We start from the raw sequence: 25,440 nt of genomic DNA, 5'->3' as shown, positions 1-25,440 counted from the left end.
TCGCGCTCCGCGCCCCACGCAGGCGCTTGTCCTGACGGGGGGTCGTTCGCGGAACGAGGGCTGTGCGACGCGGGGGGCACGGATTCGCTTCGCGCGCTCTCCCCCCACCGCGGGCGATGCCGATCCGGGGGGCAGTTCGGGCCCTGAGGCACCACCTTCAGGGCCCGAACTGCCCACTCGTTCGGGTTGAGGGGCGCGAAGGCGGGCCGGCGACGGTCGAGGCGACGGCGGTCGAGGAGGACTTCACGCCGCACCCCCTCCCAAACCCATCCCGTCGTGGAGTCGTTTTCCGCCCCAACCGGCCGGTTTTGGGGCGGAAAACGACTCCGCGATTGATGGTGGTAGGGGGATCCCTTGGGCGGGCCGGCGGGTGTCAGGCCGAGGCGGCGGGTGTCAGGCCGAGGCGGCGGCCGCCGAGGCGGATTCGACGCGGCGGATGTCGGCGTCGGCCGTCGAGGCGCCGAGGTCGGCGGCCGCGAACTCAGGGGTGCCGGGCAGGTGCACCTCGATGCCGGTGACCGGCTGCAGGTACAGGGTGCCCGACGTCACGGTGTAGCTCAGCGTGTGCCCGCCGTGCGTGCGCGAGTCGTTCAGGTAGTGCAGGTGGTAGCCCGCCACGCTCACCCCCTGGAAGATGTGCGGCGCCCAGAAACCGACCAGCGTGCCGGTCGTCGAGGGCAGCGTCATCTCGCGCTGGCCGGCCATCACCTCGGACAACGGGCGGTACGGATGATGCTGGCGCACCGGCTCCCGCACGAGCATGTCTTCGAACTCACCGTCGAGCCGGATCGCGTAGAACTGGTTCGGGTTGCCGACCAGCCCGCTGATCAGCGCTTCGAGGCCCGTGCGGTCGACGGATCCGGCCAGCTCGTGCTGGAGTGTCGGCGCGAACGCCACGACTTCGGCGAAGGGCAGCAGCTCATCCGGGTCGCCGGCACTGACGGCGCCGTCGTCGGTGCAGCGGAAGATCTGCCCGTCGACGATGACGAGTTCACCGTTCAGGGCATTGCCGCAGCCGAGCCCGAAGTCGCCCACCGCGAGCACCTCGCTGGAGGGGAACGCTCCGTCGTAGAGCCCGGCCATCAGGGCCTGGATGACGGAGAACTGGTGGATGCGCACCGGCGGTGTCCCGGCGGCCGGGATGCCGGCGGCCGCGATGCTCGCGGTCGGCGTGCTCACGACCGGGCACCGCGGCTCTGGCCGACGCGCGCGCGGGCCCGCCTCCGGAGGATCGCCCCTGCGATCAGCCGCCAGCCGAGCAGGAACACCCCGAGCACAATGATCGCCACGATCACGAAACTCACGGCGACACCCTGCCCGCTCAGCAGGCGGAACAGCATGCCGACGGCGACGGTGAACAGCCAGATCGGGATGCCCGGCAGCACCAGTGCGAACGGATAGCGCCAGGCCCGGGTGGCCAGCCAGCCGACGGCGAGTCCGAGGAGGAAGGGCCACCAGGTGGTGAGGATGCCCGGAACACTGAGCGCCTCGGCGTGATTGCCCCGCCCGATGATGACGAAGGCCAGTACGAGAACGATGTCGATCACGAGCGCCAGCACCACGTGGAGCGGCGGAACGGGCGGGCGCACCTTGCGGAGCGGGGCGGGCTGGGTCATGATCCCCAGTCTACGAAGAACGGCCGACAGCCTGCGGCCAGGTGGCGGGGGCTGGGGGGGCTGGGGTACTGACCCGACAGCACACGGCGGGCACCCCCGGTCATCCGGAACCGCCCGCGACTACAGCCCGAGGTGCGGGGCCCGGCGGATACCGAACGTCACGGCGAGAGCCCGCCTGGCCGCGTGCCAGCCGGCGGACCCGTTGACGCCGGGGCCGGGCGGCGTCGACTGCGAGCACAGATACACGCCCTCCATCGGGGTCTGCCACGGGTGAAGCGACAGCGTCGGGCGCCGGACGAGTTGCGTCAGCGTGGCGGCCCCCGCCGAGATGTCACCGCCGACATAGTTCGGGTTCTGCGCCTCCTCCCCCACGGCGGTTCGACCGGCATGGCTGAGGATCGTGTCTCGGAACCCGGGCGCGAACCGCTCGATCTGCCCGATGATCGTCTCGGTCTGGTCGACGTCGGAGCCTCGCGGCACATGGGTGTAGGCCCACAGCACGTGCCGCCCGGCCGGCGCCCGCGACGCGTCGACCACGCCCGGCTGCGAGACCAGCACGTAGGGCTTCGAGGCATGCTTGCCGGAAGCCACGATCGCCTCCGCGCGGGCGATCTCCGCGTGGGTTCCGCCGACGTGCACGGTGCCGGCCTTCCGCAGCTCGGGGTTCGTCCACGGCACCGGGTCGCTGAGCGCGAGATCGAGCTTCGCGACGGCATTTCCGTAGCGGAACCGCGACAGCGCCCTGCCATATCGGGCGGGCATCCGCGAACCGGCGATCGACAGCAGTCCGCGCGGCGAGACATCCAGGAGCACCGCACTGTTCGGCGGGAGTTCGTCGAGACTGGTGACCTCGGTCGATGTCTGGATGCTGCCGCCGTGGGCGACCAGGTCGTCGGCGAGCGCCTGCACGATCGACCGGCTGCCCCCCATGGGAATGGGCCAGCCGACACCGTGGGCGAGCGTCGCGAGGATCAGCCCTGCCGCAGCGGGCGCGAGCCCCGGCAGCGGAAGGATCGAGTGCGCGGAGACACCACTCATCATGGCCGGCGCGACCACGCTCTCGAAACGCTGGCTCCAGAGCGGACTGCCCTGCTCGAGCATCCGCAGCCCGAAGGCGGCGAGCGCAGCCGGGCTCTGCGGCACCCGCAGGAGGGAACCGCTCGTGTACGACGTGAGCCCCTCCCAGCGCGACACCAGGGGGCGGAGCATCCGCTGCCAGGCCGGTCCGTCGACGCCGAGGCCGCGAGCTGTCTCGTCGAGGCTCCGGTAGGCGATCCCGGCCCTGCCGCCGTCGAGTGGATGCCCGTAGGCGACCTCGGGCTGTCGGAGCTCCACCCGCGAGGCGAGCTCGAACGCGCGGAAGAACGGCGAGGCGAGAGCCATCGGATGCACGGCGGAGCACACGTCGTGGAGGTATCCCGCAAGCGTGAGTTCGGCCGTTCGGGCTCCCCCGCCGATCGTCGACTCCCGCTCGTACACCCGCACGGAGAGGCCCGCCCGGGCGAGGGTGACAGCCGCGGCGAGGCCGTTCGGCCCAGAGCCCACGACGATGGCGTCTACGGTGTCCATGAGACCCAGTATCCCCTGATCAACGCGCGATCCTCTGCGTTCTCGATGCTCATTCCCAGCCGCGTGTCAATCCCTGCCGTCAGGGTCGACTTGATGCTTGTATAACGTCAAGCACCCAACCAAAGGAGGTTGTTGTGACCGACCAGCTCAGCGCACTACCGCTTGCTGCAGACATCCGGATCTCGATCCTCTCCGATCACGAGTGGCGCATCTGCGACCGCCGTGTTCCCGACACCAACGCCGAGAGCGTGCTCGGCTACATCGAGAAGACCGGGGCCTACTTCGAGGTGATGAAGCTCTCCTCGCCCCGCAATCTGTTCTACTTCACCGATCTCGAGCACGCCGTCGAGTGCTTCTCCACAGACGGTCCACCCGTCACGCTGAGCAGACGCCTGTGAGCGATACGTTGGCCCGCGAGGGTTCACCGGCAGCCGTTCTCTTCGACATCGACGGAACGCTCGTCGACTCCAACTACCTGCACGTGTTCGCGTGGAGCCTGGCCCTGAACGACGTGGGCCACCGGGTGGACGATTGGCGGATCCATGCCCTGATCGGCATGGACTCGGCGGGGCTCAAGGACGAGCTGCTCGGCGACGATGCGGATCGCCTCGGCAATGCGGCTTCGGATGCGCACAGCTCCCGGTATGCCGAGCTCGCCGGCGAGTTGCGTCCGTTCGCGGGAGCCCGCGATCTGCTGGCCGAGTGCGCTCTGCGAGGCGTCCGGGTCGTGCTGGCGACCAGTGCGCCGGCGGACGAACTGAAGAAGCTCCGCGACGCGCTCGACAGCGAGGATTCACTGTATGCGGTCACATCGTCGGAAGACGTGGAGACGGCGAAACCTTCACCCGACCTCGTGCGGGTCGCCCTGGAGAGGGCGGGCGTCCACGCATCCCGCGCGGTGATGGTGGGCGACACCGTCTGGGACATCCAGGCGGCGGACCGGGCTGGCGTGCGCTGCATCGGGGTGCGGAGCGGCGGGATCGGCGCAGCCGCGTTGGAGGAGGCCGGCGCGGTTGCGGTCTACGACGACGTGGCGGCCCTGCTCGCGGCGTTCGACGAGAGCCCGCTCGCCGGGTTGCTCTGAGCCGGCCCCCGCGCGCCGCCCTCCCCCGCCGCTGCCGCCTGGCGCACAGTAATTCAGGATATGCGCGGCGCCGAGCCCTCCTGGTGGATGGCCCCGCGCATTGCCTGAATTACGGTCCGGCGGGGCGGATGGGGCGGTCAGGGGTGGAGGGTGCGGAAGTCCGGTGCCACGGTTTCGGACGGGGGCGCTTCAACGGCGAGTGCGGCCGCGAAGCGGGGCAGCAGCGGCGAGTCCACATCGCGCCAAGTGATCGTGCGCGAGTCGACCAGCGTACGACCGAGGAGGGCGCCCGCCACCTCGAGGTGCCGGGGGTCCCGGCGGAGGCCCGAGCCGATGGCCTTGGCGACCGCCTCCTTGCGCACCCAGAGCGCAGCCCGTGCGGCGATCGCAGCGTGCGCATCGAGGCCCGCGGCACCGAGCGAAGCGCGTTCGGACGCGCTCAGAGCCACGTCGTCGAAGCGCGGGAACCCGACCGCATCGATGCGCTCGAGGTCGACGCCGATCGCCGGCACCCGCTCCCCCGCCGGCGCGACCAGCACGGCGAAGAGTGCGGCACCGGCCGACCGCGAGAGCGAGATTGAGACCGAAACGGAGACCGACTCCGGCCCGGCACCGGCGACGACCCTCGGGCGGCCGTGCTGTTCCCCGCACCGCTCGCAGGCGAAGTCGAGAACAACGTCGCTCGGATGAGCACCGACGCTGTCGGCGACGGCCAGCCGGAGCAGGTGGTGCGACACGACGAAACGGTGCCGGTCGACGGGGTCGACCAGCTGCGCGGCCCGGAGCACCTCGCCCGGGGTCAGCCCTCCGGGATCGGCAGGGCGGGCATCCAGACCCGGCTCGGAGTAGAGCGCCACAAGCCACATGCCCCCAGACTGCCACAGAGCGCCGCCGCCGCCCCGCCCAGACCGGTAGCCTCGCAGCATGGATGACCAGACCTGGGCACGCACCCCCATCGAACCGCAGAGCGTGAACGCGCCGCTCTCGGCCGCCGCGATCTTCCTCGTCGTCACCGTCGAAGCCGACGAGACGAGCCTCGCGACTGCCCGCGACGTCGTCAGCGACGTCGGCGGGCTGGTGCGGGCCGTGGGCTTCCGCGATCTCGGCGGTCGTCTCTCGTGCAACGTGGGCATCGGATCCGAGCTCTGGGAGCGCCTCGGCCAGCCGTCGAAACCCCGCCAGCTCGACCGCTTCCACCCGATCCCGGGATCGGGCGGGCACACCGCCGTGTCGACGCCCGGGGATCTGCTGTTCCATATCCGCGGCGAACGGATCGACCAGTGCTTCGAGCTCGAACGGCTCATCCTGGCGAAGCTCGGCGAGGCGATCGAGGTGGTCGACGAGACGCAGGGCTTCCGCTACTTCGACTCCCGCGACCTGCTCGGCTTCGTCGACGGCACCGAGAACCCGACGGGCCAGTCCATGGCCGAGGCCGCCCTGATCGGCGACGAAGACCCGGACTTCGCGGGCGGCAGCTACGTCGTGGTTCAGAAGTACCTGCACGACCTGACCGCCTGGGGAACGCTCAGCACCGAGCAGCAGGAGGCCATCATCGGAAGAACGAAGGCCGACAACCTGGAACTCGACGACGGCGAGCGCCTCTCCCACAAGGGCCTCAACACGATCGTCGACGAGAACGGCGTCGAGCACGACATCCTGCGCGACAACATGCCGTTCGGCCGCCCGGGCGCCAAGGAGTTCGGCACCTACTTCATCGGATACTCCCGCGACCTCTGGGTGATCGACCACATGCTCCGGCGCATGTTCATCGGCAGCCCGGTCGGCGAGTACGACCGCATCCTCGACTTCTCGAAGGCCGTGACGGGCACGACGTTCTTCGTGCCCTCGAACGACGTGCTGGAGGGCCTCGCTCCCTGACGTGGGCGAATGCCCGGCCAGCCATCAGGATGCGCGGTCTAAACTCACTCCATGGAAGAGCCACTCATCAGCTCGTTGCGTCGCGCGATCGCCTCTTCCCCCGATGACATCCCGCTCCGGCTGCTGCTCGGCCAGCTGCTCGTGAAGGCCGGATCGCCCGCCGAAGCCGTGTCGCTGGCGGCCGGTGTGCTGCAGGATGCGCCCGACAATGTGGATGCCCGGCAGCTGATGAGCGAGGCACTTGCGCCTGCGGCGTCCACCTCACCCGCATCCACCGACCCGACGGCCACCGGTGCCGCGCCGCCCGCCGCCACCACGCCCGCGGCCCCTGCCGCCACCGAGCCCCGCGCCGCTGACGCGACACCTCCTTCCGCCACCATCCCGGCCCCCGCACCCGCCCCGCCCTCGCCGCCGGCCCCCGCACCCGCCCCAGCCCAGCCCGAGTTCGACTGGAGCGCCGCCGAGAACGACGTGCACGAGCTCGCCCAGCCGATGTTCACCGACGCCCAGCCCTCCGTGGTGCCGGGATCCGGTTTCGACATCGAACGCTCCGTCATCACCCTGGCCGACGTCGGCGGCATGACGTCGATCAAGAAGCGCCTGAACGCCGCCTTCCTCGCTCCACTGCAGAACCCCGAACTGCGGAAGCTCTACTCCAAGAGCCTCCGCGGTGGTCTTCTGATGTACGGCCCGCCCGGCTGCGGCAAGACCTTCATCGCGCGGGCGATCGCCGGTGAGCTCGGCGCCCGGTTCCTGAGCGTGGGGCTCGCCGACATCCTCGACCCGATGCTCGGCAACAGCGAGCAGAACGTGCACGAGGCCTTCGAGCTGGCCCGGCGCGAGGCCCCCTGCGTGATCTTCTTCGACGAGATCGACGCGCTCGGCCAGCGCCGCAGCCAGACCCGCAACAGCGCCCTCCGCGGAACCGTGAACCAGCTCCTCACCGAACTCGACGGGGTCGCCGACCAGAACGAGGGCGTGTTCGTGCTCGCTGCGACGAACCAGCCGTGGGACGTGGATCCGGCCCTCCGTCGCCCCGGTCGCTTCGACCGCACCGTGCTCGTGCTGCCGCCCGACGAAGAGGCGCGCGAGTCGATCTTCCGCTACCACCTGCAGCACCGCCCCGTCGAGGGCATCGAGCTGAAGGCGCTGGCCCGGGCATCCGGAGGCCTTTCCGGGGCCGACATCGCCTATGTCTGCGAGGTCGCCGCCGAGCGAGCCCTGATCGACAGCGCAGAGACCGGTGAGCTCCGGCTCATCACGATGCGCGACGTCACGGAGGCCCTCAGGGAGGTGACGCCGTCGACGACCAGCTGGCTCGACAGTGCCCGGAACGTCGTGCTCTTCGGCGACGACGACGGCACCTACACCGAATTGAAGACCTACCTGAAGAAGGCCAAACGCCTGTGAACACGGAGGATGCCGCGCTGGCGCACGCCCGCACCTACCTGGCGCTCGGGAAGCCTGTCGACGCCCTGCGTGCGCTCGCCCCGCATCTCGCCGCGCACCCCGAAGACGACCGCGGCCTCTGCCTCGCGAGCCAGGCCCACCTCGTGGCAGGCCACGCCGCCCGCGCCCTCGAAGCCGCCCAGCAGGCGCTCTCCCGCACGCCCGACAACGAATGGGCCTGGCGGCTCGTGGCGCTCTCGTACTCGAAGCTCGGCAACGTGACCGAGGCGAAGGCCGCCGCGCACACCGCCCAGAGCCTCGCCCCCGAGCTCTGGGTGACGCACGCCCAGGTCGCACAGGTCGACATCGCAGCCAAGCGCATCACCGGGGACGCCGAGCATGCGGCCCGCGAGGCCGTTCGGCTCGCGCCGCTGGAACCGGATGCCCACCTCACGGCTGGCAACGTCGCCCTCGCCCAGCAGAACTGGACCGCCGCCGAGGCAGCGTTCCGCCAGGCGCTGAACCTGCAGCCCGATCATCCGGCGGCCCGCAACAATCTGTCGCTCGTGATGCTTCGGCAGGGCCGGGCGGGCAGCGCGGCGGCCGGTTTCATCGACATCCTGGCCTCGGATCCCGGCTCGGCGGTGGCCGTCCGCAACCTCCGGGCGGTCGCGGCTGTCGCGCTCCGCCGCATCCATTTCATTCTCTGGATCGCCTTCGCGGTGGTGACGGTCGCGTTCAGCGGCGCCAGCCAGCCGACGGACTCGCCGCTCTACGGCACCGTCTGGCAGGACTTCCTCGCGGTCGTCGCGCTCACCTCCGCTGTGTTCATCGTGGTGTACCTCGTGCAGCTGAGGCGGGCGGCCGGCCGCCGGTTCGCGCGGTTCGTGCGGAGCATCCCGCGCATCGACGGACTGCTCGTGGTCTGGGCCGCACTGTTGGTGGCGTGCTGGGCGCTGATGGCCGGCGCGTGCTTCGCCGAGGTGCGGATCGCGCAGGTGCTGTACCTGCTCGCGGGGGCGCTGCTCGTGGCGGGCTCGATCGTCGTGATCGTGCGGCGCCACCTGGCGACCGTCTGAGGTCGGCGGGATCCCCGGCAGCCTCGACCTCCCGACCGCGGATCAGGCGGCGAGCACGATGACCTTTCCGACAACACGACCCTCGCTGGCCTCCGCGTGGAGGGCGGGAAGCTCGGCCAGCGGAATGCGTCTGGTGACCTCGACGGTGAGCTTCCCGTCGTCGACGAGGGACACAAGTTCTGCCAGGCGCTCCCGGTTCGGCAGCACGAAGACGGTGGCTGCGCGCACGCCGCGGCTCGCATCCCCCGGGGTCGCCATGGATGCCGTCGTGCTGACCACGGCGCCTCCATCGCGTACGTGTGCGACGAGGGAAGCGAACTGCTCCGGGTCGATCGGAGCGAGGTTCAGCAGCACGTCGACCTGTTCACGAACAGCGCTCTGCAGGTCGGTGTCGGTGTGGTCGACGATCTCGTCCGCGCCCGCGGCCCGCACCGCATCACTGCTCCGCGGGCTCGCGGTCGCCACGACATGCACGCCGGCGCGCTTGGCGAGCTGGATGGCGTACTTGCCGACGACGCCCCCTGCGCCGACGATGAGCACCCGCTGCCCCGCCGTCAGCCGGCCCTCATCGAAGAGCGCCTGCCACGCGGTGAGCGCAACGGACGGAAGTGCCGCCGCATCCACCAGCGGAATGCTGGTCGGGGCAGCCACGACCGCCTCCGCGGGGGCGATAACGTACTCCGCCGCGCCGCCGTCCCGTTCCATGGGCAGGAAGCCGATCACTGCATCGCCGACCGCCACGCCGTCGACATCCTTCCCGACCGCGTCGACGATACCGGAGACGTCGTAGCCGGGCACATGCGGCAGCACCACCAGAATCGGCAGGAACCCTGCCCGCATCCCATTGTCCGCCGCGTTGAAAGCTGAAGCCGCGACACGGAGCCGCACCTCGCCGGCCGCTGGTGTCGGCTGCGCGACGTCTTCGTACTGGAGCACTTCAGGTCCGCCTGTCTCGTGGAACCGCACTGCCTTCATTGTCCTAGCCTCTCGTCATGTGCTTCGAGTTCGAAGCAACTAAGCCCCAAGCTAGCACTGTTTCGAAGTTGAAGCAACAGTTAGAATGAGGACATGGATCAGCCACCCTCCTCCCTGACGTCGACGCAACTCACGGCGTACTTCGCCTTCACCGAGGTCAGCAGCCTCCTGCGCCACGCCGTCGAGCAACAGCTCCGCGATGCCGGCAATCTCAGCTACGTGCAGTTCCAGCTCCTCGCCCGTCTGGGCGACAGCCCCGATGGGCAACGGCGGATGACCGATCTCGCCGATGGCGTTGTCTACAGCCGCAGCGGACTGACCTACCAGGCCCAACTCCTCGAACAGCGCGGGCTCGTCACCCGTGCGCCGTCAGCCGACGACGAACGGAGCGTCGTCGTCACGCTCACAGAGGCCGGCCGCGACATCCTCGCCACCGTGTTCCCCGGTCACATCGAGGCCCTCCACCACCTGCTCTTCGCCACTCTCTCCGACGACGACGTCGACGAGCTCGCGCGCATCCTCGGCCGGGCAGCGGAGCACCTGCGTGCGACGCCGCCGCGCTCGGCAGCACCCCGCCGGCGGAAGACCTCCCCCGAGCGGGCGGCCCCCTGACGCCCCACGGTCTTCCGCGGCAGAATGGTATCCCCACACTCACCGAGGAGACCCCGTGATCCTGCCCGACGACCTGATCGACCTGCTGCGAAAGCCGAGCCCCTGCTTCCTCTCCACCATCATGGCCGACGGCTCCCCGCAGGTGACGGAAACGTGGGTCGACACCGACGGCGAGCACATCATCATCAACACCGTGGTCGGGTACGTGAAGGTGCGGAACGTCGAACGCGACCCGCGCGTGGCGGTTGCGATCCAGGATCCCGAGAACCCGTTCCGCTACATCCAGGTGCGCGGCGAAGTGATCTCCATGACGACGGACGGCGGCTCAGAGAGCATCGAGGCGCTGTCGCGGAAGTACACCGGCCAGCCCTACCCCTGGTACGGCGGGCGAGACCAGCAGCGCGTCATCCTCACGATCGAGGCGAAGAGCATCAGCGGCCAGGGCTGACGAACTCCCTCGAAGACGCATCGAAGCACAGCGCCACGGCATCGGCGTTCGTGGCGGAGACGCCCGTCGCAGCGCCGGTTGCCGGGCACCGTCGCCGGCATGGGGTGGCGCAACGAACCGTTCTCCCTGGAGAAACGGGCACGCAATGGCGGTCAGCGAAGCTACGGGTGCTCCTGCACCTCTTTCCGCACCATTCGATGCTCCTTCGACAGTTGGAGAACCCCTGCCACCGGGTACCAGACGGTCTCGAGCCTGCTGTACTCCGACCCGTCCAGCACGAGGTCGACTACTTCGCCGCTCCGGATTCCGCCAACCGCATCATCCGGCGCACCAGCCTCATCACCCTCGGTGTGGCGGTTCTCGCCGTCGCAGGCCTCGTCACCGGAACTTTCGTGCGCGCGCGGCTGATCGGTCCGGCGAACATGGCCACCGACGGCATCCTGTTCACCGGCGACGGCACCACGACCACCCCTTCGACGACGGCCGCCCTCGACGTGGGCGCCAGCCCGGCCGCGGCGAGCTTTGACCCGTCGAACGGTGTTCTGAGCGTCGACCTCTCCATCGACTACGCGGGCCCGGATGCCGCGACCTTCGAGACGACGAACGGCAGCACCATCCAGGGCTGGGTGACGCAGGGCTATGCCACGCTCTCGATCCACCCGGTCGCCCTCGTGAGTTTCGATTCGAACAGCCAGTCGATGCGCACGGCGAACACGATCGCCTGCGTGGCCGACCAGGCACCTTCGAGCGTGCCGTGGCGAACCTCACCGCCAGCCCCACCGTGGTGGTGGACGGCACGGCCTACACCGGGTCGGTCTCCGACGCATCGGCTTTCGAGACGTTCGTGGCGGCGACCTACCGGCGGCGGTGCCGGAGAGCACCGCGACGCCGACCCCCACGCCTACGCCTGTTCCGACGCCCTGAGCCGCCGGAGGAGTCGCCGTCTCCACCGGAGCGTCGGGGAACTCCGGGGCCAGTTGCGGATCATGGTCCAGAACCCGCGCTGAACCCGGAGTCCGTAGGTGCGCACCCGGGTGAACGGCCGGAACGAGATCCCCAGCGAGATCGTGCGCTCGAACGCGATCCGGTGCCCGGGGGTGAGGTGGATCGTCAGGTCGAGGTCGTCATGCAGACGGAGCCCCGAGCGGTGCACAGCGTGTCGAACCTCCTGCCAGGCCTTCCGGCGCAGAAAGAAGTTCGACCCGAAGAGCGGCGTCGTGCCGAGTGCGAGCCGGAAGGCGGAGAAGTAGCCGCCCAGATAGAGCCGCGCGATCAGTCGCGAGCCGCGCCGAGGTCCGTCGTAGAAGGTCGCGGGCCCGGTCACCGCGTCGATCCCGGCGTTGTCGACGAGAATGCGGATGCCCTCCCCGATCCAGTTCGGCGGAGGCATGGAGTCCGCGTCGAGGCGGCAGATCACCTCGTTCAGCGCTGCGTCATAACCCGCGGTGGATGCCGCGGGGATCCCCTGCACCTGCTGGGTCACCACTCGGGCACCGAACGAACGGGCGACGTCTGCCGTGTCATCCGTGCTGCCATTGTCCACAACGATGATCTCGTCGGGCAGGCGCGTCTGGGCCGCCAGCGCAGCCAGGCAGTTCGCCAGGGCGTCGGCGTCGTTCCGGGCAGGGATGACGACGGACACCGAGGTCGAGGGCGCACGGGTCTCACGCGTTGCGGGGGAACTCGTCATCCCGCCGCGCGGGCGATCTGCTGTCATTGCGGGTGTTCACGACCTTTCGTCGGCGCTCAGTTCCCCTAAACGCTACGGGGCGGATGGCGTGCGGATGAGGGGGCTGACAAGCACCCCGCGCCGTGCAAGTGTGCGCTGCCCGGCGGCTCAGGCGGCGCCGTTCACAGCCGACATCCACAGCCGACATCCACCGTTCACCCGGGAACGTCGGGCAGAGTGAGGGGATGTTCCGACGCCATCCCGTGCTCACCGCCTTCACCGTGGCGTACCTCGGGCTGGTCGCCTGGATCACGCTCGGGCCGCAACCGCTCGACAACCGCGCGGAGGGTCTTCTCTACCGGGCGCTGCGGGTGTTCGGCCGGCACGCCTCGACAGACTGGATCACCTACGACCGTGTCGAGTTCGTCGCCAACATCGCGATGTTCGTGCCCGTCGGCCTGTTCTTGCTGCTGTTGCTCGGCCGACGCCAGTGGTGGCTGGCCATCCTGATCGGCTTCCTCATGACCGTCGCGATCGAGGTCGCCCAGCTGGGCATCCCGGGCCGGGTCAGCGACCTCCGCGACATCGTGTCGAACACCTCGGGTGCCACGCTCGGCGTGCTGGTGGGTCTCGTTCTGACGGTAGGCGCGGCGCGGCGCATCCGCAGGGAGCGGGCGCGCCAGAGCGCCCGGGCGCAGACGATCGCGGGCTGAACCCCGCGCGGGTTCGCGCCCGGGGGCTTCTTCCTCGGGCGGAATGTCCGAACGGACGAGACGGGGCCTTCGCGGCCCCGCAGAGCGAACCGTGTCGCCCGAGGTTCGTCCGTTCATCCGCCGCGCGGGCTTGCAGAGGCGCGGGGTCAGCCGCGCTGGAGCCTCCGGCGTGCCACCATCATCCCGGCGCCTGCGAGAACGGCGAGGAAGGCGAATACGCCGACCGCGATGAGCATGGGTGCGAACACGCCCGTCGCGGCGAGCGCCGACGAACCGTTTCCGGCATCCGCCGCCGGTACCGGTGCTGCCGCTGTCGTGGACGGATCGGGTGCCACGGGAGAGACCGACGGCTCGGGGGTCACTGTCGGTGTGGGAGTCGCCGTCGGCTGCGGGGCCACGACGGGGAAGGCCTTCGCGACCGCCGTTTCGGCGAGCTGGGCCATGAATCCGACGCCGTTCGCATTCGGATGAAGCGACTTCTCATCGATGACCGGCGAGGTCGGCACGGTGAAATCGACGAAGACGCCGTTCACGTAGGATTCGGCCGCGGGGGCGCAGGCGCTGTGGCCCCGCGATTCGGCAAACGTCGGCACGTAGGTGAACCCGGCAGCCTCGGCCTGGGTCTGCACGGTGTCGTCGAGCGTCTGTTCGATCGTGTGCAGGAAGGGCGTGTCGGCGTCGGTGAACGGAAAACCGCCCGGTTGCGTCACGGGCGAGAAGCAGCTTCCGCCGGCAGGCAGATCGGCAGCATCGGGAGCGATGCTCGGGTAGCCCAGCACGAAGATCTTCGCGTTGGGGGCGGCCGCGCGCACTGCGGCGTAGGTCGCGCCGATCACCTGGCCGAGGAGCGGGATGCGCGACGGGAGCGCCGCGATGCCGGGGATCTGCTGGCAGCTGGTGAGGGCACCGAGGCCGGGGCCGACCAGCGGACCGTTCGCGGTTGCCGCGGCACACGCCGCCGCCACCGTGGTGAACTTCAGCCCGTTACCGCCGACGGTGATCGTCACGACGTCGGTGGAGGCATCCAGAGCCGCCGTCTGCACGGGCACCGTCGAACCGTTCACGGGCTGCGGCACGGTGGTCAGGTTCTCGGCCTGCGCTCCGCTGCACGTCACATCCGTGAGGTCGAGCCCCAGGTTCGCAGCCAGTTGGTGCGGAAAGTTGTCGAGCGACTGGCCGCAGTCCGACGGCACGTCGGGGTTGACCGTGCCGATGCCGAGGCCTGAGGAGTAGGAGTCGCCGATCGCCACGTACTTCAACCCGGCGGTCGGCAGGGCGACGTCTGCCGCACTGGCGCTGCCGGCCAGGGCGACCGGTGCGATGCCGGCCACGGTCAGAACGGCGGCGAGCGCCACCCAGCGGCGGAGTCCGTCGCCGCGAGGCGGCCGACTCTCTCGACGTGTCAGTGCTGACGACATGCTTTCCCTCGACTGTGCGGATGGCGATTGTGCGAATGGCGATTGTGCGAACTGCGACTGTGCGAACTGCGATGCGGATGACCGGGCGGGTGCCGGCACGAGTGACGTACAGATGGCGACGCGGTGGTTTGGCCACACACTAGCAGCGAAGCCCCGCCTCCCGTGTTACGCACGCGAGTCGATCGCGCTTGTGTCATTCGGACGGCGTGTCGGCCCAGATGAAGGCGTGTCCCCGATGCGATTCAGGCAGCCGTGAGCGGCCCTCACCGAACAGCTGTTCCCGCAGCGTCGAACCGCGGTACTCCCCCGGGGCGAGCCTGCGCTCCCGCAGAACGGGCAGCACGAGCTCGATGAAGTCGTCGTAGGTACCCGGGGTCAGGTGCGGCTGCACGAGGAAGCCGTCGACGTCGGTGGCGGCCACGAACTCCTCGAGCGCGTCGACCACTTCTTCCGGCGTGCCGACGAAGACGCTCCCGTTGATGCCGGTCGTTCGAAAGTTCTCGAGGATCTCGCGCACCAGCGGTGCCGGCGTGCCGTCCTTCGCGAGATAGCGTTCGACATTGCTCTGGCCCAGCTCGGTGCTCATCTGCGCCAGAGGCAGGTCGGGGTCGAGTGCCAGCAGGTCGATCCCGGTGTTGCCGGCGTAGATCGCCGCGGCGCCTTCGTTCGTCGACATCGCGAGCATCTCTGTATGCTTCGCCACGGCCTCCTCGTGCGTCGGTGCGGTGATGAAGAGCGCCCCGACCAGCAGCTTCACCGAGTCGGCGGTGCGTCCGGCCGCGACCGCGCTCGCCCGCACCCCGGCGACGTTCGCGGCAACCACCGACGGCACGCCGCCCGCCACGAAGACGGCTTCGGCGTTCCGGCCCGCGAAGTCCCGGCCGCGCCCCGACGCACCGGCCTGCACGAGCAGCGGGGTGCGCTGGGGCGAGGGCGGCAGGTTCAGGATGCCGCGGGCCCGGAAATACGGGCCGTCATGGTCGATCATCCGCACTCCGGCGGGGTCTGCGAAAACGCCAGCCTCCTTGTCGAGAATCAGGGCGTCGTCGGCCCAGGATCCCTCCCAGAGCTTCAGGCAGACGTCGACGTAATCGTCGGCCATGTCGTAGCGGAGGTCGTGCGAGATGAGGTCCTTGCCCATCAGGTCTGCCGCCGTCGCGCCGGAGGAACCGGTCACGATGTTCCAGCCGATCCGGCCGTCTGTGAAGTGGTCGAGCGTCGCGAAGCGCCGAGCGTTCGCGGCCGGAGCCTCGACCGTGGTCGAGGTGGTGAGGATGAAGCCGAGCTTCTCGGTGACCGCGGCCATCGCGGTGACGATCGGCATCGGGTCGCCCTGCGGGATGCCGCGGCCCTCCCGCACGGCGGCATCGAGCAGCGCGCCATCCAGAGCAGGGAAACCGTAGCTATCGGCGAGGAAGAGAAAGTCGAGCCCGGCCGCCTCGAACTTCTGCGCGAGCGCCGTCCAGTGTGAGATGTTCAGGTAGTCCAGCGAGGTGTCGCCCGGGTGCTGCCAGGCCGAACCGACGGTACCGTTCGGGGCGATGTACTGGAAGATTCCGAATATGAGAGGCTTCATGGGTATATTTATGTCATAAATATGACGAACTCACGAATCACGCCAGAAACCCCCTCTACAGCGCCGCTCGACGACGATGCGGTCACGATGGGTGCGCGCATCCGCGAGCTCCGGCGCTCCCGGGGTCAGACCCTCGTGCAACTCGCGTCGGCCACGGGGATGTCGCAGCCGTTCCTGAGCCTCGTCGAGCGGGGGCACGCGCGGTTGAGCCTAGCCTCGATGGGCCGGATCGCGACCGAGTTCGGCGTGCAACCGGGTGACCTCCTCGCGCACCGACCGCCCCGCCGGACGACGCACGAGACGACCGACGTGGTCTACTCCGCCGACCGCGACCGCCCGACCGTCGGGGGCGGGGCGCGCTCGGTCTGGCAGCTGGCGGAGCTCCCGGGCGGGCTCCGTGGGGTGGAGATGTTCAGCGCCGAGACCGCGTTCACCGAGTTCGGCGTGCACGACGACGACGAGTTCGTCTACGTGCTCGCGGGCACCCTCGAGGTCGGGCTCGAGGCGCAGCCGGGTGGCGATGTCGCCGACGCTCTCATCGAATCCCTCGCCGCGGGCGGCTCGGTCACTTTCGCGGCCGGCACCCGGCACGCCTGGCGTGCCGCCGGCCCCGAGGGCTTCCGCGTGCTCGTCGTCACCGCCCCGCCCGCGGCCGCCGCCCCGCCCGTACCCCTCCCAGCCCACCCCAACCCCCACCCATGAATCGAAACCCCGAAATTCGTCGGTAAGAACGTCGGATACCGACAGTTTTCGGTGTCTCGATCGCCGGAGGTGGAGGTGGAGGGGAAGTAGGGGTGGGGGTGGGGGTGGGGGTGGGGGGCGGTGCGGGCGCACGTAGACTCAGGAGGTGACAAAAGCCTCCACCGAATTCGCAGCCCCCGGCTGGGTGCGGCGGCTCTGGGGCTATATGCTGCGGCACCGCCGGAGCCTCATCCTCTCGCTCGGCGCGGCCCTGCTCGGCAGCGCCTGCCAGGTGGTCGTTCCGCTGGTCGCGAGGCAGATCGTCGACAACGTGATCCTCGTCGCGGATGCCCCGCTGCTCCCCTGGCTCGCCCTGCTGGTGGGGCTCGCCCTGGTGACCTTCGGGTTCACGTATGTGCGCCGCTACCACGGCGGACAGGTCGCGCTCGAGGTGCAGAACGACCTCCGCAACGGTATGCACGACCACCTCCAGACGCTCGACTTCGCCAGCCTCGACAGGATGCCGACGGGCCAGCTGGTGTCACGGGCGAACTCCGATGCGACCCTCGTGCAGGGCCTGCTGATGATGCTGCCGATCATGAGCGGCAACATCATCCTGATGCTGCTGTCGCTCGTGGTGATGTTCGTGCTCTCGCCACTTCTCGCACTGGTCGCCCTCATTGTGACCCCGTTGCTCGTGCTGATCTCGTACCGCATGCGGGCCCGACTGCTGCCGGCCACCTGGGATGCGCAGCAGCGCGAGGGCGACGTCGCGCAGATGGTCGACGAAGACGTCACAGGCGTTCGCGTGGTCAAGGCCTTCGGGCGTGAGCGTCGCGAGATCGACCGGATGATCGGGGCCTCCACGTCGCTCTACGGCTCCGAGATGCGTGCGGTGCGCATCCAGTCCCGGTTCCAACCCCTGCTCGAAGCCGTGCCCACCCTCGGCCAGGTTGCGGTGCTCGCGTTCGGCGGCTGGCTGGCGCTCAACAACCAGCTGACGATCGGCACCTTCCTCGCCTTCTCGGCCTACGTCTCCCAGCTGATGGCGCCGGCGCGGCAGCTGGCGGGCATCCTGACCGTCGGCCAGCAGGCGCGGGTGGGCATCGAGCGCATCTTCCAGCTGCTCGACCAGCGGCCGGCGATCGTGGATGCCCCGGCCGCTGTGCCCCTGCCGGTCGGCGGTGGGGCGATCGACTTCGAAGGGGTGCGGTTCGCCTACGGCGCTGCGGGGGCAGGCGGCGCGGCGGGCGCAGATGGCACAGCGGGCGTGACCGGCGCGATCGTCGGCATCGGCGCGAGCGGGGAGCGGCCGGTGCTCGACGGCTTCGACCTGCACATCCGAGCGGGCGAGCGCGTCGCCATCGTCGGGCCGAGCGGCAGCGGCAAGTCGACCGTGGCCGCGCTGGTGTCGCGGTTCTACGAACCGGCCGCCGGAACCGTCTCCGTCGACGGCGTCGACGTGCGCCAGCTCACCCTCGCCTCGCTCCGTCGGCAGGTCGGCGTCGTGTTCGAGGAGAGCTTTCTCTTCAGCTCGACGATCCGCGCGAACATCGCCTACGGACGGCCCGGCGCGAGCGAGGCAGAGATCGAGGCGGCCGCGCGGGTGGCCCAGGCACACGCCTTCATCGGCCGGCTCCCCCTGGGCTACGACACCGTTGTGGGCGAGCGCGGGCTGAGCCTCTCTGGCGGACAGCGACAGCGCATCGCCCTGGCGCGCGCCATCCTGTACGACCCGCGCATCCTGATCCTCGACGACGCCACCAGCGCGATTGACGCGAAGACGGAAGAGCTCATCCATCAGAGACTCGATGAGGCCCTCGGCCGACGCACCGTGCTGCTGATCGCCCACCGCGAGTCGACCCTCCACCTCGCCGACCGCATCGTCGTCCTGGAGGAGGGCAGGATCAGCGATTCGGGCACCCACAGCGAACTGCTCGACCGGAGCACCACCTATCGTGAGCTGCTCTCCGGTCTCGATGAGGAGACCCGGACCGCTGCCGCAGCCGGCCGCATCGAGGTGCTCGCCGACCTCACCGCGGCCGGCACGCTGGTCGAAGGCACGCAGGACGACGCGGATGCGGCAGCCCAGCCCGACCGCAGAAAGAAGCCCGCCGCGGCCGGTCCTCCCCTGTCTGCCGGGGCTCAGAGCGGCCTGCTCGGCGCCGACCCCGCCCTGCTCGACGCGGTCGCAGCCCTCGGCCCGATCCGCGACATCCCGGACATCGACCGCGACCGCGAGACCCGGCACGACCCGCAGTTCGGCCTGTTGCGGCTGCTGAAGGAGTTCCGTCGACCGCTCGCGCTCGGTCTGGTGCTCGTCGTGCTCGACGCTCTCGCCGGTCTCGCGGGCCCCGTGCTGGTGAAGACCGGCATCGACGACGGCGTGCAGGCAGGGTCGCTGATGGTGCTGCTCGGGGCATCCGCCCTCTACCTCGTCGTGACGCTCGCCGCCCTCCTCGACGGCATTGCGTCGACGTTCGTGACGGGCCGGATCGCTCAGCGCGTCATGCTGTCACTCCGCATCCGTATCTGGTCGCAGCTGCAGCGGCTCTCCCTCGACTACTACGAGCGCGAGATGGCCGGGCGGGTGATGACCCGGATGACGACCGATGTGGTGCAGTTCGAGTCGCTCGTGCAGAACGGGCTGCTCTCGGCGCTCGTCTCAGTCGTGACCTTCGTCGGTGTGGGGATCGCACTGGTGTCGCTGAACGTCGAACTCGGACTCTTCACGCTCGCCGTCGTGGTGCCGCTCGCCTTCGCGACGGTCTGGTTCCGAAAGCGCGCCTCGTCGCTCTACGACACGGCCCGCGACCGCATCGCGCTGGTGAACGCCGACTTCCAGGAGAGCCTCTCGGGCGTACGCGAGTCGCAGGCGTTCGTGCACGAGAGCGAGACGGTCGAGCGGTTCCATGGCCTCGGCCGCTCCTTCCTCGAGACCCGGGTGGCCGCGCAGCGGCTCGTCGCGCTGTACTTCCCGTTCGTGCAGTTCCTCGCAAGCGTCGCGGATGCGATCGTGCTCGGCGTGGGTGCCGGCCTCATCGCCTCAGGGCAGCTCAGCTCGGGCGACCTGATCGCCTTCATCCTGTACATCTCGCTGTTCTTCTCCCCCATCCAGCAGCTCTCGCAGGTGTTCGACTCCTGGCAGCAGACGCGCGTGTCGGTGGGGCGCATCTCCGAACTGATGAAGCTCGACACGCTCACCCCCGAGCCAGCACCCGGAACCGCGATCGAGCCGGGGCGGCTCCGCGGCGCACTCTCGCTCGTCGATGTGCACTTCGCCTACCCGGCGGCGGTGCAGGCGCAGAAGCCCGCGGAGGCGCTGCACTCCATCACGCTCGACATCCGCCCGCACGAGACGCTGGCGCTGGTCGGCGAGACCGGCGCGGGCAAGTCGACCGTGATGAAGCTGCTGGCCCGGTTCTACGACGTGGACTCGGGCGCGGTGCTGGTCGACGGAATGGATGTTCGCACCCTCGACCTCGTCTCCTTCCGCACCCAGCTGGGCTACGTGCCCCAGGAGGCTTTTCTCTTCACCGGCTCGGTGCGCGACAACATCGCGTTCGGTGATCCGGAGGCGTCGGATGCCCGGGTCGAGGCTGCGGCCCGCGCCGTCGGCGCGCACGACCTCATCCGGGGCCTGCCCGGCGGGTACGGGCATGTGCTCAGCGAACGCGGCCGTTCCCTCTCGGCCGGGCAACGGCAGCTGATCGCCCTCGCCCGCGCCCAGCTCGTCGACCCGGCCATCCTGCTGCTCGACGAGGCCACCTCGAACCTCGATCTCGCCACGGAGGCGCGGGTCACCGCCGCGATGGAACGCGTCTCGTCGGGCCGCACCACCGTCGTGATCGCGCACCGCCTGCAGACGGCCCGCGCAGCAGACCGCATCGCGGTGATGCACGACGGCCGCGTGGCGGAGCTCGGGTCGCACGACGACCTCATCGCCGCGGGCGGGCGCTATGCGTCGATGTGGGAGGCATTCGAGTCGGTGGAGCGCCCTGCCTGACTCAGACCGGGTCGGAGACGGTCGTCAGGTACTGCAGGATCTCGGCGCGGCGGGTGAGGGCGACGAAGTGCCCCTCGTTCCGGAATTCGTGCAGCCGGGCTTCCGGCAGCCGCTCGACGAGGATGCGCGACCACTCGACGCGGATCACCCTGTCCGCGTCGCCCTGAAAGACTTCGACCCGGGCCCCGACGGCTTCGGGCGCGAACCCCCACGGCGCCCCGAACGCGAGGTAGTCATCCACAGACCCTCGGGTGTCGGCCACCGACTCGGCCATCGCGCGGGCGAACCAGTTCGAGTACGTGGTGATGAGGCTCACGTCACTCGGGCCGAGGCCGATCGACGCCAGCCGCGCGAGGATCGGCGGCGACAGGACGCTCAGCCAACGACTCCCCAGAAAGTACGCTCGCGCGACGATCGGAACCCGACGGGCGAGCGCGATGAGCCGCCGGTCGTTCGCATTGAGTTCGGCGAGCCGCTCCGGATGCGCCGGTTCGGCCAGCGGCAGGGCCCCGGCGACGATCGCCACACGGTCGACCCGGCCGGCGTGCGCGTGCGCGGCGGCGAGCGCGTACTGGCCGCCCTCCGACCAGCCGATCACGCGGAACCGCTCGACGCCGAGGTGCGCCAGAAGCACATCGAGGTCGGTGCTGGCCCAGTCGAGCATCCGGTGCCCGGGCCATCTGGAGCTGCCGCCGATCCCGGGCCGGTCGGGCGAGATAATGCGCACCCCGAGAGCCCGCGCCGGTTCGTCGGAGTACTCGATGTCGATACCGCTGACGAGACCACCGTGGCAGTTGACCACGACGGACCCGGCCGGGTCGCCGTACTCGTGGTAGGCGAGCTTTCGCCCGTCGGGCAGGATCAGGATGCTCGGGGGCAGGTTCTCCCGGAGCGGGGTGACGGGCGCTCTCCGAACCATCGTCTGCCTCCCTGGAGGCAATCGTAATAGAGCAGCGGGCCGAGCCGACGCCGTAGGCTGGCCTGAGTCGAGACCACCGAACGGAAGCAGCCGATGAGCGATCAGAACCCGCCCCCCGCCCCTGAGCAGCCGAAGTACGGGGAGACCCGGCCGACCGAACAGTACGGCCAGCCGCAGCAGCCGGAGTACGGCCAGCCGGCGTACAACCAGTCGGCCTCCGCGCAGCAGCCCTACGGCCAGACCGCACCCGCTCCGAGCTACGGCCAGGCCCCGACCGCTCCGCAGTACGACCCCTACGCGGTTCCGCCGCCCCAGGCCTACGGCCAGCGCACGAACACCCTGGCGATCATCGCGCTGGTGCTCGGGCTCACCATTCCGATCGGTGGAATCGTCACCGGCCACATCGCGCTCGGCCAGATCCGCCGCACCGGCGAATCGGGTCGCGGAATGGCATTGGCAGGCCTCATCATCGGGTACGCCTACACCGCCCTCGTGATCCTCGGGATCATCGCGTACATCCTCTTCTTCGTAGTGCTGTTCAGCACGGCGGGCCTGACGCACAGCTCCGGGTACAACTACAACACCTGATCTGCCCGAGCCGGGGGCGAGGTGTCAAGTCCCCGGCAAAACGGCAGGGAGGCTCCATTCCCGGCCCCGGTGCCAGTAAGTTGTCGGCATGAGTGCTGAGCTGACCCTCGGAGCAGAAGAAGAACTGCATCTGATCGATCTGGAGAGCGGGAAGCTCTCAGCCCGTGCGCCACAGCTGCTCTCGCGGCTGCCGAAGGAAAACTATTCGGCCGAGATCCAACGCACGACCGTCGAGACGAACACAGCCGTCACGACCACCCTCGGCGGTCTGCGCCAGGAACTGCTGCGGTTGCGCGGCGACCTCATCGGCGCCGCCGCTGAGGTCGGGCTCGGCGTCGCCGCGGTCGGCACCGCCCCCCACTCCGAGTTCGCCGACTTCGAACTGACGGCGACGGGCCGCTACCGCCGCATGCAGGAGCAGTACCGGCTCCTCGTCGACGAACAGCTGATCTGCGGAACCCAGATCCACGTCGGCGTGGCCGACCGCGACATGGCCGTGCAGATCGCGCAACGCGTCTCCCGCGACATCCCGATCTTGCTCGCCCTGTCGGCCAGCTCGCCCTTCCTGAACGGGCACGACACCGGGTATGCGAGCATCCGCACCACCATTTGGCAGCGCTGGCCGAGCGCCGGCGCGACGGGGTATCTCGCGAGTGCCGCCGAGTACGACGAGATGCTCGGTGACCTCATCTCGAGCGGCGTGATCGCGGATGCGAAGATGGCCTACTTCGACGTGCGGCCCTCTGCGCACGAGCCGACCCTCGAGCTGCGGGTCTGCGACGCGTGCCCGATCGTCGACGATGCCGTACTCATCGCGGGGCTCTTCCGGGCGAGCGTTCGCGCCGCCGAGCTGGAGATCGAAGACGGCAGGCCGCCGCTCGGCATCCGCGCTCCCCTGCACCGCGCCGCCATGTGGCAGGCTGCGCGCGGCGGACTCTCGGGTCACCTTCTCGACTCCACCGAGCATCCGAGACCCGTGCCCGCCGCGCAGGCGGTGCGGGGCCTCATCAAACGGCTGCGCCCCCAACTCGAGGAGCTCGGGGACTTCGACGAGGTGCGTCGCCTCGCCCAGGCCACCCTCGCCCGCGGCAACTCGGCCGACCGCCAACGCGCAGCGTTCGCCGAGCGGGGCAGCCTCACCGATGTGGTCGAGCTCGTCGTGGCCGAGACCCACGGCCCGGCCGGGGGGCTCGAACCCGCGGCCTCCGCCCTCCGCGGCTACCGGATCCGCGCCGGCGACGAAGCAGTCGGCCCGAGCGCCGCCCCACGGCCGCACTACCGGGAGATCGTCGACTTCTTCCGCACCCTCACACCGGGGGCGCTGGCCGACCGCAGCAGCGAACGCGATGCGTGGACGGCGGATGCCCGGCTCGACTTCGGCGTGGGCGGTGAGTTCACCCCCTTCGAGATCGACCTCGTGCCGCGGGTGATCAGCGCCTTCGAGTGGGCGGAGCTCGGTTCGGGCCTCACCCAGCGGGCCCGCGCGATCGACGCGTTCCTGCGGGACATCTACGGCGAGCAGAAGGTCATCGCCGACGGGGTGCTGCCGGCGAGCACCGTCGACGGGGTGGGCTGGCGAGCGGAGGCCGCGCGACTCCCCCACGACACGGTGCGTGCCCCGATCATGGGCTTCGACCTCGTGCGGAACGAGTTCGGCGGCTGGCGCGTGCTCGAAGACAACGTGCGTGCACCGAGTGGTGCCGCCTATGCCATGGCCGCGCGCCGGCTGATGGATGCGGTCGTGCCCGACCTGCCCCGACCCGACGGGCTCCTCGATCCGCACTCCGCGCTCAGCGCCCTGCGGCAGAGCCTCGGAGGAGCGAAGAAGACCGGCCTCGGAGCCCTCGCCCTGCTCTCCAGCGGTCCCGGGAGCTCGGCCTGGTTCGAGCACCGCCGCCTCGCCGATGATGCCGGCCTGCTGCTCGTCACGGCCGACGATCTCGACATCCATGAGGGCCGCGTCGTCACGGGCGAGCGCAGAACGGTCATCCGTTCGCTCTATGTGCGCATCGACCCGGAACTCGTCGACCTGCAGAACAACGCCGGCCGCGCAATCGGGGCGGAGATCTTCGAGGTGGCGGTCGCCGGCAACGTGTTCCTCGCCAACGCGCCGGGCAACGGGGTCGCCGACGACAAGGCGATGTACTGCACCGTGCCCGATCTCATCGCGTACTACCTCGACGAGCGGCCGTTGCTCGAATCCGTGCCGACCTACCGCACGAGCGACGACGTCGAGCGCCGGAGTGTGCTCGAACGCGTCGGCGAGCTCGTCACGAAGCCCGTCGACGGCGAGGGCGGGCGGGGTGTCATGATCGGCCCCGCAGCGACGGCCGCCCAGGTCGCCGCGCGTCGGTCGGAGATCGCGCGGGAGCCTGCGGCGTGGGTCGCCCAGGAGGTCGTCGCGCTCTCGTCGCTCCCGGCCTACACCGGCGCGACGCTCGAGCCGCGCCACGTCGACCTACGGGCCTTCGTCTACGTCACCGGAGACGGCGCCGGTGACTTCGAGATCGCCGACCTGGCGCTCACCCGCGTCGCCCCGACCGGCAGCCTGGTCGTGAACTCGACGCAGGGCGGGGGCGCCAAAGACACCTGGATCCTCGGGCCCGACAGCACCCCCGACGACAGAAGCGCGTCGGTCAGGCCGTCGGGCGATCGAACCGAGCGCCCTGCGGAACACCCGGCAGCAGCACGAACACCAGCAGGATGATGCCGCCGACCAGCGGGATCAGGCCGAGCAGGATGAACCAGCCGGCCTTGTCAGTGTCGTGCAGCCGACGCACGACGAGCGCCAGGCTCGGAATCAGAATGGCGAGGCCCCAGCGTAGACGACCGTGATGAAGATCGCGGCACCCGTCGGGGTGTTGACGGTGCCGTTCATGTTCGTGTTCAGGCCGCCGGCGGTCGCCAGGATGATCTGCAGAACGAGGCTCACGACACCCGTGAACAGCGCGACCCACCAGTACTCAGCGCGTCCGGCGCGGCCCGAGAAGGTGGCGTACTTGGTGAAGAACCGCCTGACGGCGGCGCCGAATGGTGCGCCGTAGAAAGGCGCCCAGAGCGGCGCATTTGGCAGACTATTCAGCAGGAAACTTCGCCGAAAAACGGCGAACATCGTCCAGATCAGATTGATTCTCGTCTGTTGCGCCTGTCGGCAGTACCATGAGCCATCCGGGGCATTAAGCACGACGCTGCCGGTGTTCCGTCCATCTGGATGATCCTG

The 25,440-nt window shown here is 69.8% G+C and carries 24 protein-coding genes; 13 read left to right on the top strand and 11 right to left on the bottom strand.

Annotated elements, in window-relative coordinates:
• Positions 1-393 precede the first annotated feature (393 nt).
• The 3 genes from budA to B7R22_RS05845 all read right to left on the bottom strand — a co-directional run bounded on the left by budA (position 394) and on the right by B7R22_RS05845 (position 3,185).
• On the bottom strand, positions 394-1,179 hold the full coding sequence (gene budA, locus B7R22_RS05855) for an acetolactate decarboxylase (RefSeq protein WP_116410842.1): 786 nt from the start codon (positions 1,177-1,179) through the stop codon (positions 394-396).
• Complete coding sequence (locus tag B7R22_RS05850) at positions 1,176-1,616, bottom strand: DUF3054 domain-containing protein (protein WP_116410841.1); 441 nt, start codon at positions 1,614-1,616, stop codon at positions 1,176-1,178. The genes budA and B7R22_RS05850 overlap by 4 nt, the downstream gene beginning before the upstream one ends.
• 120 nt (positions 1,617-1,736) lie before the next feature.
• The gene (locus B7R22_RS05845) at positions 1,737-3,185 is read right to left on the bottom strand and encodes a phytoene desaturase family protein (RefSeq protein ID WP_116410840.1); all 1,449 of its coding nucleotides are present in this window, start codon (positions 3,183-3,185) and stop codon (positions 1,737-1,739) included.
• A gap of 134 nt (positions 3,186-3,319) precedes the next feature.
• On the opposite strand from B7R22_RS05845, the gene B7R22_RS05840 reads away from it, so the two are divergent.
• Positions 3,320-3,583 carry a hypothetical protein gene (locus B7R22_RS05840; RefSeq protein ID WP_116410839.1) on the top strand — a complete coding sequence of 88 codons (264 nt, stop codon included), beginning with the start codon at positions 3,320-3,322 and terminating at the stop codon, positions 3,581-3,583.
• Positions 3,580-4,269, top strand: a complete 690-nt coding sequence (locus tag B7R22_RS05835) for an HAD family hydrolase (protein ID WP_253258904.1) — start codon at positions 3,580-3,582, stop codon at positions 4,267-4,269. The genes B7R22_RS05840 and B7R22_RS05835 overlap by 4 nt, the downstream gene beginning before the upstream one ends.
• Before the next feature lie 137 nt (positions 4,270-4,406).
• On the opposite strand, the gene B7R22_RS05830 is transcribed toward B7R22_RS05835, so the two are convergent.
• Entirely contained in the window at positions 4,407-5,135 is a 729-nt protein-coding gene (locus tag B7R22_RS05830; RefSeq protein ID WP_172582235.1) for a 4'-phosphopantetheinyl transferase family protein, read from the bottom strand.
• A gap of 58 nt (positions 5,136-5,193) precedes the next feature.
• On the opposite strand from B7R22_RS05830, the gene B7R22_RS05825 reads away from it, so the two are divergent.
• The 3 genes from B7R22_RS05825 to B7R22_RS05815 are packed head-to-tail and all read left to right on the top strand — an operon-like array spanning position 5,194 to position 8,615.
• Positions 5,194-6,147: a Dyp-type peroxidase gene (locus B7R22_RS05825; RefSeq protein ID WP_116410837.1), complete on the top strand. Its 954-nt coding sequence runs from the start codon at positions 5,194-5,196 to the stop codon at positions 6,145-6,147.
• Positions 6,148-6,198: 51 nt separating this feature from the next.
• The gene (locus B7R22_RS20055) at positions 6,199-7,557 is read left to right on the top strand and encodes an ATP-binding protein (RefSeq protein ID WP_116410836.1); all 1,359 of its coding nucleotides are present in this window, start codon (positions 6,199-6,201) and stop codon (positions 7,555-7,557) included.
• Positions 7,554-8,615 (top strand): tetratricopeptide repeat protein, encoded by a 1,062-nt coding sequence (locus B7R22_RS05815; RefSeq protein WP_116410835.1) that lies wholly within the window; start codon positions 7,554-7,556, stop codon positions 8,613-8,615. The genes B7R22_RS20055 and B7R22_RS05815 overlap by 4 nt, the downstream gene beginning before the upstream one ends.
• A 42-nt stretch (positions 8,616-8,657) precedes the next feature.
• Here the strand turns inward: B7R22_RS05815 and B7R22_RS05810 are convergent, their stop codons facing one another.
• The gene (locus B7R22_RS05810; RefSeq protein ID WP_116410834.1) at positions 8,658-9,590 is read right to left on the bottom strand and encodes an NADP-dependent oxidoreductase; all 933 of its coding nucleotides are present in this window, start codon (positions 9,588-9,590) and stop codon (positions 8,658-8,660) included.
• A 93-nt stretch (positions 9,591-9,683) separates the two neighbouring features.
• Here B7R22_RS05810 and B7R22_RS05805 point away from each other — a divergent pair, with 93 nt between their 5' ends.
• From B7R22_RS05805 to B7R22_RS05795, 3 genes are all read left to right on the top strand, one after another.
• On the top strand, positions 9,684-10,202 hold the full coding sequence (locus tag B7R22_RS05805; protein ID WP_116410833.1) for a MarR family winged helix-turn-helix transcriptional regulator: 519 nt from the start codon (positions 9,684-9,686) through the stop codon (positions 10,200-10,202).
• 55 nt (positions 10,203-10,257) lie between these two features.
• Positions 10,258-10,650, top strand: a complete 393-nt coding sequence (locus tag B7R22_RS05800) for a PPOX class F420-dependent oxidoreductase (protein WP_116410832.1) — start codon at positions 10,258-10,260, stop codon at positions 10,648-10,650.
• Between the two features lie 197 nt (positions 10,651-10,847).
• Positions 10,848-11,657, top strand: a complete 810-nt coding sequence (locus B7R22_RS05795; RefSeq protein WP_147305319.1) for a hypothetical protein — start codon at positions 10,848-10,850, stop codon at positions 11,655-11,657.
• Here the strand turns inward: B7R22_RS05795 and B7R22_RS05790 are convergent.
• A complete protein-coding gene (locus tag B7R22_RS05790) occupies positions 11,552-12,367 on the bottom strand; it encodes a glycosyltransferase family 2 protein (RefSeq protein ID WP_253258903.1) in 816 nt (271 codons plus the stop codon). The two genes, B7R22_RS05795 and B7R22_RS05790, sit on opposite strands and share 106 nt — an antisense overlap.
• A gap of 197 nt (positions 12,368-12,564) precedes the next feature.
• Here B7R22_RS05790 and B7R22_RS05785 point away from each other — a divergent pair, with 197 nt between their 5' ends.
• Positions 12,565-13,032 carry a VanZ family protein gene (locus B7R22_RS05785; RefSeq protein ID WP_116410830.1) on the top strand — a complete coding sequence of 156 codons (468 nt, stop codon included), beginning with the start codon at positions 12,565-12,567 and terminating at the stop codon, positions 13,030-13,032.
• A 146-nt stretch (positions 13,033-13,178) separates the two neighbouring features.
• On the opposite strand, the gene B7R22_RS05780 is transcribed toward B7R22_RS05785, so the two are convergent.
• Both B7R22_RS05780 and B7R22_RS05775 read right to left on the bottom strand, forming a co-directional pair.
• Positions 13,179-14,450 (bottom strand): SGNH/GDSL hydrolase family protein, encoded by a 1,272-nt coding sequence (locus tag B7R22_RS05780; protein ID WP_116410829.1) that lies wholly within the window; start codon positions 14,448-14,450, stop codon positions 13,179-13,181.
• Between the two features lie 193 nt (positions 14,451-14,643).
• The gene (locus B7R22_RS05775; protein ID WP_116410828.1) at positions 14,644-16,026 is read right to left on the bottom strand and encodes an NtaA/DmoA family FMN-dependent monooxygenase; all 1,383 of its coding nucleotides are present in this window, start codon (positions 16,024-16,026) and stop codon (positions 14,644-14,646) included.
• A gap of 21 nt (positions 16,027-16,047) precedes the next feature.
• Between B7R22_RS05775 and B7R22_RS05770 the strand changes: the two genes are divergently transcribed.
• Entirely contained in the window at positions 16,048-16,728 is a 681-nt protein-coding gene (locus tag B7R22_RS05770; RefSeq protein WP_116410827.1) for a helix-turn-helix domain-containing protein, read from the top strand.
• A 145-nt stretch (positions 16,729-16,873) separates the two neighbouring features.
• Positions 16,874-20,713: an ABC transporter ATP-binding protein gene (locus tag B7R22_RS05765; RefSeq protein ID WP_216363400.1), complete on the top strand. Its 3,840-nt coding sequence runs from the start codon at positions 16,874-16,876 to the stop codon at positions 20,711-20,713.
• A 1-nt stretch (position 20,714) separates the two neighbouring features.
• On the opposite strand, the gene B7R22_RS05760 is transcribed toward B7R22_RS05765, so the two are convergent.
• Positions 20,715-21,632 carry an alpha/beta fold hydrolase gene (locus tag B7R22_RS05760; protein ID WP_116410826.1) on the bottom strand — a complete coding sequence of 306 codons (918 nt, stop codon included), beginning with the start codon at positions 21,630-21,632 and terminating at the stop codon, positions 20,715-20,717.
• Positions 21,633-21,725: 93 nt separating this feature from the next.
• Here B7R22_RS05760 and B7R22_RS05755 point away from each other — a divergent pair, with 93 nt between their 5' ends.
• The gene (locus B7R22_RS05755; protein WP_116410825.1) at positions 21,726-22,220 is read left to right on the top strand and encodes a DUF4190 domain-containing protein; all 495 of its coding nucleotides are present in this window, start codon (positions 21,726-21,728) and stop codon (positions 22,218-22,220) included.
• Between the two features lie 88 nt (positions 22,221-22,308).
• Positions 22,309-24,927 carry a carboxylate--amine ligase/circularly permuted type 2 ATP-grasp protein gene (locus tag B7R22_RS05750; RefSeq protein WP_172582234.1) on the top strand — a complete coding sequence of 873 codons (2,619 nt, stop codon included), beginning with the start codon at positions 22,309-22,311 and terminating at the stop codon, positions 24,925-24,927.
• On the opposite strand, the gene B7R22_RS20190 is transcribed toward B7R22_RS05750, so the two are convergent.
• Both B7R22_RS20190 and B7R22_RS05745 read right to left on the bottom strand, forming a co-directional pair.
• Positions 24,857-25,012 carry a DUF805 domain-containing protein gene (locus tag B7R22_RS20190; RefSeq protein ID WP_367379178.1) on the bottom strand — a complete coding sequence of 52 codons (156 nt, stop codon included), beginning with the start codon at positions 25,010-25,012 and terminating at the stop codon, positions 24,857-24,859. The two genes, B7R22_RS05750 and B7R22_RS20190, sit on opposite strands and share 71 nt — an antisense overlap.
• An 8-nt stretch (positions 25,013-25,020) precedes the next feature.
• Positions 25,021-25,332: a DUF805 domain-containing protein gene (locus tag B7R22_RS05745; RefSeq protein ID WP_172582233.1), complete on the bottom strand. Its 312-nt coding sequence runs from the start codon at positions 25,330-25,332 to the stop codon at positions 25,021-25,023.
• Positions 25,333-25,440 lie beyond the last annotated feature (108 nt).

This window comes from Subtercola boreus (assembly GCF_003399635.1).
GTDB classification, from domain to species: Bacteria; Actinomycetota; Actinomycetes; order Actinomycetales; family Microbacteriaceae; genus Subtercola; species Subtercola boreus_B.
Note: the sequence above shows the minus strand (reverse complement) of the source record. Positions and strands in the feature narration are given on the sequence as shown.